The sequence below is a fragment of the Janthinobacterium sp. KBS0711 genome (assembly GCF_000988085.1).
Taxonomy (GTDB): domain Bacteria; phylum Pseudomonadota; class Gammaproteobacteria; order Burkholderiales; family Burkholderiaceae_D; genus Janthinobacterium; species Janthinobacterium lividum_E.
In genome coordinates, this window is sequence record NZ_LBCO01000029.1 from 135,429 (window position 1) to 149,023 (window position 13,595).

General features: G+C 65.4%; 10 protein-coding genes. 5 read left to right on the forward strand and 5 right to left on the reverse strand.

The window, feature by feature from the left end:
- From VM94_RS18530 to VM94_RS18540, 3 genes are all read left to right on the forward strand, one after another.
- Positions 1–653: DMT family transporter (locus VM94_RS18530; protein WP_046684846.1), on the forward strand; the 653-nt coding region annotated here is incomplete at its 5' end.
- Positions 654–829: 176 nt separating this feature from the next.
- Positions 830–2,023, forward strand: a complete 1,194-nt coding sequence (locus VM94_RS18535) for an aminotransferase-like domain-containing protein (protein WP_046684799.1) — start codon at positions 830–832, stop codon at positions 2,021–2,023.
- A 291-nt stretch (positions 2,024–2,314) separates the two neighbouring features.
- Positions 2,315–3,673 carry a diguanylate cyclase domain-containing protein gene (locus tag VM94_RS18540; protein ID WP_046684800.1) on the forward strand — a complete coding sequence of 453 codons (1,359 nt, stop codon included), beginning with the start codon at positions 2,315–2,317 and terminating at the stop codon, positions 3,671–3,673.
- Positions 3,674–3,867: 194 nt separating this feature from the next.
- Here the strand turns inward: VM94_RS18540 and VM94_RS18545 are convergent, their stop codons facing one another.
- The 5 genes from VM94_RS18545 to VM94_RS18565 form a co-directional block, all read right to left on the reverse strand.
- Positions 3,868–6,141, reverse strand: a complete 2,274-nt coding sequence (locus VM94_RS18545; RefSeq protein WP_046684801.1) for a TonB-dependent hemoglobin/transferrin/lactoferrin family receptor — start codon at positions 6,139–6,141, stop codon at positions 3,868–3,870.
- A 249-nt stretch (positions 6,142–6,390) separates the two neighbouring features.
- Entirely contained in the window at positions 6,391–7,968 is a 1,578-nt protein-coding gene (locus tag VM94_RS18550; protein WP_046684802.1) for an FGGY-family carbohydrate kinase, read from the reverse strand.
- 4 nt (positions 7,969–7,972) lie between these two features.
- Positions 7,973–8,263 (reverse strand): hypothetical protein, encoded by a 291-nt coding sequence (locus tag VM94_RS18555; RefSeq protein WP_052755825.1) that lies wholly within the window; start codon positions 8,261–8,263, stop codon positions 7,973–7,975.
- Positions 8,264–8,315: 52 nt separating this feature from the next.
- Entirely contained in the window at positions 8,316–9,884 is a 1,569-nt protein-coding gene (locus VM94_RS18560; protein ID WP_046684803.1) for a glycerol-3-phosphate dehydrogenase/oxidase, read from the reverse strand.
- Complete coding sequence (locus VM94_RS18565; protein WP_046684838.1) at positions 9,881–11,491, reverse strand: FAD-binding oxidoreductase; 1,611 nt, start codon at positions 11,489–11,491, stop codon at positions 9,881–9,883. The genes VM94_RS18560 and VM94_RS18565 overlap by 4 nt, the downstream gene beginning before the upstream one ends.
- 139 nt (positions 11,492–11,630) lie before the next feature.
- On the opposite strand from VM94_RS18565, the gene VM94_RS18570 reads away from it, so the two are divergent.
- Both VM94_RS18570 and VM94_RS18575 read left to right on the forward strand, forming a co-directional pair.
- Entirely contained in the window at positions 11,631–12,692 is a 1,062-nt protein-coding gene (locus VM94_RS18570; protein WP_046684804.1) for an AraC family transcriptional regulator, read from the forward strand.
- A gap of 92 nt (positions 12,693–12,784) precedes the next feature.
- Positions 12,785–13,567 (forward strand): 3-hydroxybutyrate dehydrogenase, encoded by a 783-nt coding sequence (locus VM94_RS18575; protein ID WP_046684805.1) that lies wholly within the window; start codon positions 12,785–12,787, stop codon positions 13,565–13,567.
- Positions 13,568–13,595: the final 28 nt, after the last annotated feature.

Genomic DNA, 13,595 nt, shown 5'->3' on the forward strand with positions numbered 1-13,595 from the left:
CGCTGGGCTGCGTGCTGGGTTTTCCCTGGCTGACGTCGGTCGCCATGCGCAGCCTGCCTGCCTCGCACGGCGCCGTGCTGGTGGGCATCTTGCCGCTGGCCACCGCCGTGTTTGCCGTACTGCGCGGCAAGGAACGCCCTTCCCCGGGATTCTGGCTGATGGCGCTGCTCGGCACGGCACTGGTGGTGGCGTTCGCGCTGCGCCAGGGCGGCGGCAGCTTCCACGTGGCCGACTGGCTGATCTTTGCCGCCGTGCTGCTGGCCGCACTCGGCTACGCGGAAGGCGGACGCCTGGCGCAAGCCATGCCGGGCCAGCACGTGATTTCCTGGGCGCTGCTGCTGGCCGTGCCTTTTGTCTTGCCCGTGGTGCTGTGGAATGCCTGGCCGCAGCGCGCGCTGATGGCGCAGGCCAGCGGCGCGGCCTGGCTGGGCTTTGCCTATATCTCCGTGTTTTCCATGTTTATCGGCTTCTTTTTCTGGTACCGGGGCATGGCGCTGGGCGGCGTGGCGCGCGTGGGACAGACGCAGCTGCTGCAGCCCTTCCTCACCTTGCTGGGCGCGGCCGTGCTGCTGAATGAGCCATTGACGGGCGAAAGCCTGCTGTTTGCCGGCGCCGTGATCGCCGTGGTGGCCATCGGGCGCAAGCTGAAGTAAGGCTCGCTGACGCCCATTTGCAACGCCGTTACGCGTGCGCATGGGCACGGCGGCGTGCAAGCCGTACAATACGGCAGCATCATGGCGGCGCCTATCCGGTGCCGCTTGCGCAAGCACCGCCACAAGCGGGCCAACAAATCCAGCCGGCGCAGCTCGGCATCTTCTGTGAGACTCGTATGAAAATTGAAAATCCGAATCCGATCCAATGGCGCTTTGCCGAACGCGCGGAACAGCTGCAAAGCTCGTTCATCCGCGAAATCCTGAAGATCACGCAGCGTCCCGAGATCATCTCGTTTGCCGGCGGCCTGCCCTCGCCCGCCACCTTCCCCGTGGAAGAAATGAAGACCGCGTTCGACAAGGTCCTGTCGAACAATGGCAAGGTGGCCCTGCAATACGGCCCGACCGACGGCTACCTGCCGCTGCGCCAGTGGATCGCCGACTCGCTGTCGAGCAATGGCAGCACCATCCTGCCGGAACAGGTGCTGATGACGTCCGGCTCGCAGCAGGCGCTGGACTTGCTGGGCAAGGTCCTGATCGACGAAGGCAGCAAGGTACTGGTGGAAACCCCCAGCTACCTGGGCGCCCTGCAGGCATTCTCCGTCTACCGTCCCGAATTCGTTTCCGTCGATACCGATGACGAAGGCCTGGTGCCGTCGTCCATCAACCCTGTCGCCGATGGCGCGCGCCTCTTGTACGCGCTGCCGAACTTCCAGAACCCGACGGGCCGCAGCCTGTCCGTGGCGCGCCGCGTGGAACTGGTGGAAACCTGCGCTCGCCACGGCCTGCCGCTGATCGAGGATGATCCGTACGGTGCCCTCAGCTACAGTGGCGAGCCGTATCCGAAGATGATCAACATGAATCCGGACGGCGTGATCTACATGGGTTCGTTCTCGAAAGTGCTCACGCCCGGCATCCGCCTCGGCTACGTGGTGGCGCCGATGCCGCTCGTGCGCCGCCTGGAACTGGCCAAGCAGGCGGCCGACCTGCACACCTCGCAGCTGACGCAGATGGTGGTACATGAAGTGATCAAGGATGGCTTCCTGGACCGGCACATCCCCAGCATCCGCAGCCTGTACGGCAACCAGTGCCAGGCCATGCTGTCGGCGCTGGAAGAACACTTCCCGGCCGGCGTCACGTGGACGAAGCCGGAAGGCGGCATGTTCATCTGGGTCACCCTGCCGAAACACATCGATGCGATGAAACTGCTCGATGAAGCCATCGCCAACAAGGTCGCCTTCGTACCGGGCGCGCCGTTCTACGCCAACACGCCCGACACGCACACCCTGCGCCTGTCGTTCGTGACGGTGCCGCCGGAACGCATCCGCGAGGGCATCGCCATCCTGGGCAAACTGATCGCCGCAAAAATGTAATCGCACTCTCCACGCCCCGCTTGCCGCGGGGCGTGTCCCCTGCTGCCCCCGCACCAACGGGCACGCGTCTTTTCCGCCTAAAAACCGCTTTCATGATAGCAATTGCGTGTATTTATTTTTAAAAATATCATAAAAATAATACTTTCATTGCTCGCGCAACATCGATTTTTTCACCCAAAAAAATGGCGAGGCGGTATGATTTGACCGCTGTATCAGATTTGACCCCGGTCAGCATCACCGAATATGCAGCAAACGCAGGCAGCGCAAAGTACATCGAGAAGGCCGGAAGCAATGAGTCCAGGCAGTGTGGAGCATTCCCAGCGGCGTGAGGCCGCTATTTTGATTGTCGACGATGCGCCGGCCAACCTTGAGCTGCTGCGCAAGCTGATGAGCGAACAGGGTTATCAAACCTATGTGGCCACGTCCGGCGAACGGGCGCTGGCGATCGCCCAGCGCGCCCATCCCGACCTGATCCTGCTCGACGTGCTGATGCCGGACATGGACGGCATCGAAACGTGCCGCCGCCTCAAGCAGCATCCGCTGACGCAGCGCATCCCCGTCATCTTCATGAGCGCCAAGACGGAAACGGAAGACGTGGTGGCCGGCTTCGACTGCGGCGCCGTCGATTACATCAGCAAGCCGCTGCGCATGGCCGAAGTGTGCGCGCGCGTGCGCGCCCAGCTGCAAATCCGCAGCAACAATGAAACCCAGCAGGAACAGGCCGAGCGCCTGCGCACCATCGTCAACAACATGGCCGAGGGCTTGCTGATCATCGAGGCAGATGGCCGCATCCAGTACACCAATCCGGCCTGCGACCAGTACCTGGGTTACCGCGAAAACGAACTGGCCGGGCGCTTCATCGGCGAGCTGCTCAGTCCCCTCGTGACGCAGGAATACCTCGATTATTTCGCCATGCACGCGGCCAATCCGGAAAAAGCGCACAACCACGGCACGCGCGAAGTGGCGATCCGCCACCGCAATGGCGCAGCGTTGAGCATGGACCTGACCCTGACGCCCATGTATCTGCGCCAGCCCCTGTATATCGGCCTGCTGCACGACATCACGCACCACAAGCAGTCGGAAGACGCGCTGCAGCGCGCCGCCTATCTCGACCCGCTGACGCAGATCGCCAACCGCCGGCATTTCGACAGCTTCCTTGAAAAAGAGTGGCAGCGCGCCGTGCGCGGCGGCGGCGCCCTGTCGCTGGTGGTGCTCGACGTCGACCATTTCAAGCTGTACAACGACAGCCTGGGCCACCCGGCCGGCGACATCTGCCTGCAGCAGGTGGCGCAAGCCATCGATGCGCATGCCAGCCACTCCGGCGACCTGGCGGCCCGCTACGGCGGCGAGGAATTCGTCCTGCTGTTTGCCGACACGGATGCCGGCAACGCCCTGCACCTGGCCGAGGCCATCCGCGCCAGCATCGAAGCGCTGCAGCTGCCGCACCCGCGATCAAGCACCTCGCCATGGATCACCGTCAGCATCGGCGTGGCCACCATCCGCCCGCACCAGCTGGACGACCGCGAAGCCCTGTTCGTCGCCGCCGACCGCGCCCTGTACGTGGCCAAGGAAGCGGGCCGCAACCAGGTCCGCGCCACGCACTCGGGCAGCACGGCCTGGGAGACGGTCAAGGCGATCGTACTGCGTTAAAGCTTAGCAAGACATGCGGCAAACAAAGAGTAGGCCCAAGTCACAAAAAAAGGCACTCCGGGCCAAGCGAGCCTGAAAAATGTCGAGGGCAAGGCGCAGCGACGCAGACAATAGCCAGTACGGCAAGGAAGCTGCAACGCCGCCATCGGCATTTTCTCAGGCCCGCGTCTCCGGCCCGCCATTCTTAAAACTAATCAAAACTTACGCGACACGCTCAACTTCGCATTCCTCCCCACGCCGGTAACCGCTTCACTCAAGTAGGGCATGTAAATACGGTTGAAGACGTTGTCCACCGTCAGCCGCACTTCCGTGCCGCGCCACACGCCCTGCCGGCCATTCCACGACGCGAACAAAGTGTGCAGCGCATAGCCTTTCGATGGCGGCAAGCGGTACACATTCCCCACCGGCAGGACGCGCTCCTGCTTCGCCACGAAGCGGCCCTGCCAGCCCATGCTGGCCCCAAGGTCGGGCATGCGCCAGCCCAGGCCCGCCATCAATTTATCGGGTGCGATGGTCGACACGGGTTCGTCCTGGCCCCACGGGTCGCGCTGGGAACCGGTGCGCGTGCCGCGCTGCTTCGACAGCGAGGCGCTGGCAAACAGGCGCGGCGAATTGTAATAGGACTCGACTTCCACGCCCTGCGTGCGGAAGCCGGCCAGGTTGCGGTAAGACGACAGGGCCGGCGGCACCTTGCCCGATCCCGGCACATAGCCTTCGATCAGGATACCCAGGCGCGGACCGATATTGTCGCTGACGCGGTTCCGGTACGCCGTCAGGCGCAGCTGCACGTCGTCGCGCTCCATGAACACGTTCTGACGGTGCAGCATGACGCCCGTACGCACGGCCGTCACGCGCTCGACGGCCAGGTCGCGGCTGGTGCCCGGCGTCGATGAACCGAGCCTGGACGACACATAGTATTCATTCGAATACATCTCGTCGATCGTCGGCGCGCGCCAGGTGCGGCTCAAGTCGCCGAACAATGCCAGCGTGCTGGATGCCTTCCAGAACAGGCCCAGGCGGGGCGACCAGTCTTCGTGCGCCTTTTCGCTGAAGTCGTGGCCAGCCGCCGCCAACGGGCTGTTGTAACGCGACGCCTTGTTCGGCACGCCCTCGGAAACGACTCGGTCGTGGCGCAGCGCCGCCGTCACCGTCACGTCGCCATACGTCATCGCATCCTGCAGATACAGGCCCGTGGTTTCCTGGCGCCCGGCCGGCATGTAGTAGGGCTGGAAGTAGCCATAGTTGTAGCTGGGGTCCTTCAGCGCCGTCGACGACGGATAGTACATCAAGGTGTCGCGCACGTTCTTGTGCCATTGCAGTCCCGTCAGCAGCACGTGCGACACGGCGCCCGTCGTAAACACGCTTTCGTTGCGCACTTCGGCGATGCGGTCCACGTACGAGGCCCAGCTCTCGTTGCCCAGGGAGCCCAGGTAGGAACCGAGCGAAGCGGAGGGCAAGCGCTTGTCATGCTGGTCCGTGTGCGAATAGCCTGCGCTGGCCGTCAGCTTGATCCACGGATTGTTCTGCGGCGCGTACTGCCACTTCACGGAATACGTATCGTCGTCCTGGTCGCGGTACACGGCCTTGCGCTGCCACGCTTCTTCCAGTCCGTATTTTTTGATTTCCGCCTCGGTCGGCGTGGGCACGTCCTCGCCCATGGCGGCGAACGGCCCCCAGCCCGAACTGCCGCTCTTCATGGCCGTCAGGGTCAAGAGCTGCTCCGGCGTCAACCGGATATTCAGCTTGGCCAGGCTCGATGGCGCATCGATGGCGGAAAAGCGGAATGGCTTGCCATCGGGCTTGCGCAAATCGTCGGACTTGCGCTGCGTCGTAAAGGCCATCGCATCGAAGCGGCCATCTTCCGTGCGGCCATAGACGGCCACGGTGGCGTCGTTTTCCCCATTGTTCGAGTGGCGCGAGTACTTCAGCATGGCGCCCACTTTCTCGCCGCCTTCCAGCAAGTCCTGCGCATCCTTGGTCTCGACCGTGATGACGCCACCGAAACCGCCATTGCCGTACAAGCTCGTATGCGCGCCCTTGTTCACTTCGATCTGCTTGATCAGTTCCGGCTCGATGAAGATGGAACCCTGGCGGTATTTCTCGAAGCCCTTCGGTACGCCGTCAAGGATGACTTTCACGTCCTGCACTTTATTGAAGCCCCAGATATTGAGGCTCTGGCCGCTGGGACGAGCCGTGCCTGCCAAGTCCACGCCGGGCAAGGTGTCGAGCAAGGACGCGACATTGTCGGCCTGCTGGCGTTCGATGTCGGCGCTGTTGATGTACGAACGGCCGGCCGTGCCGGCGCTGATGGCGTCGCCGAACACACTGATGGCGGGCATCTGCACGGCATCGGCCTTCTCGGCCTTGTCGGCCATCGCCGCCGCCCACGCGTGGCCGTGCGCGCCACCCAATGCCAGCGCCAGCGCGGCGGCCAGCGGGGTCAATCCATGTTTGCTGCTGCTCTTCATCGCTATCCTTGCCTGGGTTTGCTTGCTGCTCGATGCTTGTGGAATGAAAAAATGCAGGGGCAGAGGACAGCGGTGCACGATCAAGCGGCGGCGTTGAAGGAAGCGTTGCGGCGGAACTCTGCCCGCGCGGACACGCCACCGGCGCATGGCCGGCGGCGCACTGCAGTCACAGGGATAAGTTGCCTTAGTGAAATGCGGAACACATCATATATTGGATGCGAATGATTCGCAATACGATTTAATGACTAGCTATTCCGGATAGCCGGTGATATCGGCAATCTCGCGGTACAGCGGCTGCAGCCGCGCATACATTTTCTGGTACACGCGCCGGTACAGCTGCTCGTAGATCTTGCGGTGCTCGGGATGCGGCTGGAAGACCGTGCCCTTGCGCGTCATCGCCTGCACGGCGGCGGGGAAATCCGCATGCCAGCCCAGGCCCACGCTGGCGGCGATGGCCGCGCCCAGGCCCGAGCTTTCATACACGTGGGCGCGCGCGGCAGGCAGGCCGAAGATGTCGGCCGTCAGCTGCATGGCGGCGTCGCTTTGCGAACCGCCGCCCGCGATGCGCAGCTCCGAAATCGCAATGCCGCTGCGCCGCTCGATGCGCTCCTTGCCTTCGCGCAGCGCATACGCGAGCCCTTCGAGGATGGCGCGATAGATGTGGGCGCGCGTGTGCACGTCGCCAAAGCCGATCATGGCGCCCTTCGCTTCCGGCCCCGGCACCTTGATGCCTGGACTCCAGTACGGCTGCAGCATCAGGCCCATGGAGCCGGGCGGCACGGCGTCGACCAGGCGGTCGAACAAGGCTTCGGCGGACAAGCCCGTGCCATCTTCGGCCGCCGCCGCCCGTTCGCGGTCGCCGAACTGCTCCTTGAACCAGTTGACCATCCAGTAGCCGCGGAATATCTGCACTTCCGTGCTGTAGGCGCCCGGCATGGCGGCCGGATACGGCGGAATGAAGCGCGTCACTTCCACGTACTTGCGGTTGGTCGTATTGATGGTGGCCGTGGTGCCGTAACTCAGACAGGCCACGTGCGGTTCGACGCAACCGGCACCCAGCACTTCGCACGCCTTGTCGGCGGCGGCCGCCAGCAGGGGCGTGCCCTCCGGGATGCCCGTCGCCGCGGCGGCCGATGCCGTGATGGCACCCATGCGCGTGCCCGGCGCCACCAGTTCCGGCAGCATCGAGCGTTGAATTGCCAGCGCCTGCCACTTCCAGTCGAAGCGCCCGGCCCAAGCGTGGCGCTTGTAGTCGAACGGGATGTACGCCACTTGCGAACCCGTCGAATCGACGTAGCGCCCGCAAAGGCGGTGGTTCAAAAAGCCCGACAGCAGCAGGAATTTGTGCGTGCGGCGCCAGATGTCGGGCTGGTGCGCGCTGATCCAGTTGATCTCGGCTTCGCGGCGGAAGTATCTAATCGTGCCGTCGAGGCGCGTGGCGCGGAAAACGGCGCGCCACCATGGCGCCAACTGGGGGATGTCGCGCGTGCTGCGCTGGTCCAGCCACGTGATGGCAGGCCGCAACGGTACGCCGTGTTCATCCACGTTGACGACCGTGCCGCGCTGGGTCGTCACGGCCACGCCTGCGACCGACGATTTTTCAATGACGGTGCTGCGCCACAGCTGCTGGCACGCTGCGCACACGGCTTGCCAGTAGCCGTCCGCGTCATGCTCGGCCCAGCCGGGGTAATCGGAATAGTACGCCTCGAGGAACACTTGCGCCTTCGCCGCCAGATTGCCATCCCGGTCAAACAGCAGTGCGCGCACGCTTTGCGTGCCATTGTCGATGGCAAGAATGTACGGCCCGGGGCCGGCTGCGCTGGCCATGGCCTCAGCCCAGGCTGGCCAGCGCGGCGCGCAGCGCCTGCAGCAGCGCCTGCGGATCCTTGTCCGGCCGGGCGCTGAACACGGGCGCCTCCCAGTCCTGTCCCCGCACTGCCACCACGCGCAAGCGTCCCTGTTCGTTCCAGGCCGGATACCAGCCCACGTCGACGATGTCGCCATTCGCGCACGTGATTTGCAGCAGGTCTTCGCCCAGGTCGTCGACAAGGACGTCCACGCTCTGGCGCAAGTCCAGCGGCGACAGGCTGTCGTAGGTGATGCGCGCGTCGCCCAGGTCCAAGGGCTGGCCAAACAGGATGGTCTCGATGATGCTCTCCTTTTTTATAGTTGCTTCATTCGCCTTGCGGCACGCTGTAATGGCGGCGCCACAGGGCCAGGTAGCGCTGCTGCTCTGCCTCCCAGCGCGCGTCGTCCCATCCCAGTTCGCGCTGGCAGATGGCGCGCAGGCGCGGCATGATAGCAAGCGCGCCGCCGGCCAGCTGCAAACCGAGGCGCGTGCGCCGCAACAGCAAGTCGTCCAGGTACTGCACGTCTTCCATGCGCGCGCCCCAGCGCAGCTGCGCCCACAGGGTCTGCGTGCCGGGAATCGGCGCCAGTTCGCCATCGTGCGCCGCATCGCACAGCGCTTGCGCGGCCGCGCCATGACGGCCCAGCAGCCGTTCGCGCTGTTCGGCATCAAGCGCCAGGGCCTTGCCCGACAAGGGTGGCACGGCGTCGAAAATCGGCAAGGGGCGCAAATCCGCGTGCCAGCCCGGCAGCAGCGGCGCGGCACGGCGCAATGCGTCGAGGGCGATCACGCGAAACGTCGTCAGCTTGCCGCCTGCCACCGTCAGCAAGCCGTTTTCCAACCATAGCGCATGTTCGCGCGCTTCCTTCGACGGGTCAAGCTGGCCGCTGCCGATCACGGGACGCACGCCGGCAAACGTGGCCAGCACGTCGCCCTCGCCCAGCGCCAGCTGCGGGAACTGCCACTGCAAGGCGGCCAGCAGATAAGCGAGTTCGCCGCGCGTGATGGCCGGCTCCACGTCCAGGCTGGCGCCGTGGTCGACATCGGTGGTGCCCACCAGGGTCACGCCCTCCCACGGATACGCAAACACGGGGCGGCCATCATGCGGGTGCATCAGGCTGACGGCTTGCGCCAGCGGCAGCCGCCAGGCAGGCAGCAGCAGATGGCTGCCGCGCAGGGGCCGCAGTTTCGGCGTTTCTCCGACCTGCCCGCGCAGGGCGTCTGCCCAGGCGCCCGTGGCGCTGATCACCAGGCGCGCACGCACGGTGAATGCCCTGCCATCGAGCGCATCGGTCAAGGTGGCGCCGGCGACCTTGCCACCGTCGTGCAGCAAGGACGCCACGCCCAGGTAATTGACTGCCACGCCGCCATGGCGGCGCGCTTCCTGCAGCACGCGCAGCACCAGGCGCGCGTCGTCCGTCTTGGCATCCTGGTACAGCATGCCGCCCTGCAGATCGTCGCGCCGGATGTGCGGCGCCAGCATGGCAAAATCCGCCGCATCGACATAGCGGCGCGCGCGCCGGCCCGCCATCATGTCGTAGATGGCCAGGCCCAGCATGAACTGGCGCCGTCCCGGCTTCCTGCCCGTATAGTCGCCAAAGGCAAAGCCTTGCGGCTCGACCAGCCCGGCCGCATCCGTCAGCAAGGCTACCCGCTCGTGCACCGATTCGCGCGTCAGCGCGAACTGGCCCTGCTTCAAATAGCGCAAGCCGCCATGCACGAGCTTCGAGGAGCGGCTCGACGTGCCCCAGGCGAAATCGCGCTGCTCCACCAGCAGCGCCGTCAAACCGCGCCGCGCCGCTTCGAGCAAGATGCCGGCGCCTGTGATGCCGCCGCCGACGATCAGCACGTCCCACTTGCGCGCCAGGAGGCCGGGCAAATCGTCCCTGTTCACAATCCGCTGCCCGCGTCAGGCAGCAGTTTGCCCGGATTCATCATGCCCTGCGGATCGAACTGCCGGAGCAGCGCGCGCATGGCGGCGATGCCCAGCTCTCCCTTTTCGGCCGCCAGCCACGGCGCGTGGTCCGTGCCCACGCCGTGCTGGTGGCTGATGGTGCCGCCGTTGGCGACAATGGCGGCGCTGGCAGCGTTTTTCAGGCTGCGCCAGCGCGCCATGTTTTCTTCAAAGGTGGACGCCAGCCGATAAACATAAGTGGTGTAGACGCTGGCGCCCTGCGCGTACACGTGCGACAGATGCGTGTATGCGTGCACCTGCTCGCCATGCGCGGCCAGCGCATTGGCGCCCGCCTGCTCGAGCGCCGCCATCATCGGGGCCACGCGGGGCCAGTCGACGGCCGTTTCCACCGTGTCGATCACATAGCCATGCTCCCACGCGCCATTGCGCAGGTAGACGTTGCGAAAACGCCCCTGCTTCCACTTGTCGCCCATGTGCCGCCCCACATGCACGCCCCCATGCCGCCGCGCCAGCGCCAGCGCGCCGCGCAGGGCCGCGCGCGCAGGGCCGGCTTCTCCGCTGACGCCCAGCATCAGCATGCACTTGCCGTCGCCGCAGCCGCGCAGCGACAAATAGCGTTCCAGCAGTCCCACCAGTTTCTTGTGCCCGGCCAGGGTCAGCATGGTTTGCGTTTCGACCGCGTTCGACAGGCGCAACATGCACAGGGGCAGGCGCGATTGGGCCAGCGCCCGCACGGCCGTCTGCGCCTGGCCCCAGTCTGCAAAGAACACGGCGTGGAACGCCTCGTAGGGCGGCAGCGGCGAGACGCGCACCGTCGCCTGCGTCAGGATGCCCAGCCGCCCTTCGGAGCCGAGCACCATTTCGCGCAGGTCGATGCCGGCCGCAGAAGCGGGAAACGTGGGGATGCGCAAGGTGCCGGCCGGCGTTTCCACTTCGCCGCCCGCGAACAGCTGCTCGATACGGCCATAGCGCAACGATTGCTGGCCCGACGAGCGCGTGGCGATCCAGCCGCCCAGGGTCGAATACTCGAACGACTGCGGATAGTGGCCAAGAGTATAGCCCTGCGCGCGCAGCTGCGCTTCCAGGTCGGGGCCATACACGCCCGCGCCGAACGTGGCCAGCTGCGCTTCGCGGTCCAGGTGGCCCAGCGCGCACAGGCGTGCGAGACTGACCGACAGCACGGGACGCGGCCCCGCCGCCACCGTCAAATGCCCGGCCACGCTGGTGCCGCCGCCATGCGGGATGACGGCCACGCAGGCCTGGCGCGCATACGCGAGCAGCTGGCGCACCTGCAGCGCGCTGTCGGGAAAGGCCACGCCGTCGGGCACGGCGCCGATGCGGCCATGACGCAATTTGAACCAGTCGGGCAGGCTTTGGCCGAGCGCATGGCGCACGCGCGTGGCGGGCTGGGTGTCGATCAGCGGATGTGGCGCCAGGCGCGAAGCGGGCACCCGCGCGCAGGCGTCGTCGAAGGTGGCATCGACGATGCCGCTGCCCGGCCCCAGGCGCTCGCGCAGAAACGCCAGTGCGTCCCCGCTCAGCGCATACGTGATGCTCTCGTCTCCCCAGCCATTCCAGCGTTGCATCGACATCCCCTGTATTCGGCCAGTTGCGCGCCACGGCGGCTTGCTATACTGTTCCTGCCTGATTTTCTTGCTAGATCAATAGCATATTCCGCCACAGACGAAGGGTATTGGTTTTTCATGACAATCGCATTGTTCCATCATGACAAGCACTGAAGGCCGGGTCGCCGGCGCCTACCTGCTGCCGCTGCTGGAAGCGGCCGGCGCGCATGGCATCGCAGCAGCCACCCTGGCGCAAGCGGCCGGCGTGGCGCCGCACAGCCTGGAGGCCTCCGCGCCCAACCTTGCCGCGCGCGACTACGTGCGCCTGCTCGATGCGGGCGCGCTGCTGGCGGGCGATGCGCATTTCGGCCTGCATGTGGGCCAGCGGGTGCGCATGGGCACGTACAGCGCGTATGGCTTGATACTGCTCAGTTGCAGCAACGTGGGTCAGGTACTGGAACAGACTGCCCGCTATGAACGGCTGGCGCACGACCTGGGCCAGTCGGCCCTGCAGCGCGATGGCGCCGTCGCGCATTACCGCTGGACCAGCAACTACCCGGGCGCCAGCCGGCACCTGGTCGACAGCGTCTTTGCCGGCATCCGTGTCAGCGGCGACTGGCTGGCCGGCATGCCGCTGCCGCCGGCCCGGCTGGCATTCACCCACGATGGCGGCGGCGAGCTGCTGCGCCACGCGGCCCACCGCGACGAATACGTGCGCGTGCTGGGCAGCCTGCCCGCCTTTGGCGCGGGCGCGAACACGGCCACTTTCGACGCGCAATTGCTGGACTGGCCCGTACCGAACGCCGACGTCAGCCTGTACCCTGTGCTGTGCCAGCATGCGGAACAGTTGCTGGCGCAGCGCGAAGCTGAAACGGACACTGGCGGCGCCATCGACGCGCAAGTGCACGCGGCCATCGTGGCAGGCTTGCGCCATGGCTCGGCGCGGCTGGCCACCGTTGCCGCCGCCCTCGCCGTGACGCCGCGCACCTTGCAGCGCAAGCTGGCCGACGCGGGCACCAGCTTCCAGACCCTGCTGGACCAGGCCAGGTACGGCCTGGCGCGCGACTATCTGCGCGAGCCGGATTTGTCGCTGGTCGACATCGCCTTCCTGCTCGGCTACCAGGAACAAAGCGCGTTCAATCACGCGTTTCGCACGTGGGCGGGCACCAATCCTGGCGCCTGGCGGCTACAGGAAATCCTTGACAGGCAGCAAGCCCCATAGACGTGCGCGGGGCATGCACACCGTGTTTTCTCGCTATACTGGCATAGTCAGGTTTTCCACGATCACTCCAACCCGCAATGCAAAGGATTAATATGCAACTCAAAGACAAAGTCGCACTGATTACCGGCGCCGCCAGTGGCATCGGCAAGGAAATGGCCATCGAATACGCAAAACAGGGCGCCAAGGTCGTCATCGCCGACCTGGTCCTGGAAGCGGCCAGCAAGACGGCCGAGGAAATCAAGCAGTCGGGCGGCCAGGCGTTTGCCGTCGCCATGGATGTCTCGAGCGAAGAACAGGTCGACAAGGGCGTGGCCGATGCCGTGGCCCACTTCGGCGGCATCGATATCCTGATCAGCAATGCGGGCATCCAGATCATCAGCCCCGTCGTCGACTACCCGTTCGATCAGTGGAAAAAGATGCTGGCCATTCACATGGACGGCGCCTTCCTCACCACGCGCGCCTGCATGCGCGAAATGATCAAGGCGGGCCGCGGCGGCGCCATCATCTACATGGGCTCCGTGCATTCGCACGAAGGCTCGCCGTTCAAGAGCGCCTACGTGGCCGCCAAGCACGGTTTGCTGGGCCTGGCCAAGGTGGTGGCCAAGGAAGGCGCGAAAGACGGCATCCGCGCCAACGTCATCTGCCCGGGCTTCGTGCGTACGCCGCTGGTCGACAAGCAAATCCCCGAACAGGCGGCCCAGCTGAACATCAGCGAAGAAGACGTGATCAAGAAAGTGATGCTGAAAGACACCATCGACGGCGAATTCACCACCACGCAAGACGTGGCGCAAACGGCCGTCTTCCTGGCGGCATTCCCGTCGACGGCATTGAGCGGCCAGTCCATCGTCGTCAGCCACGGCTGGCACATGCAGTAATAGTGACGCCCGCCCACATCGGCTGCGC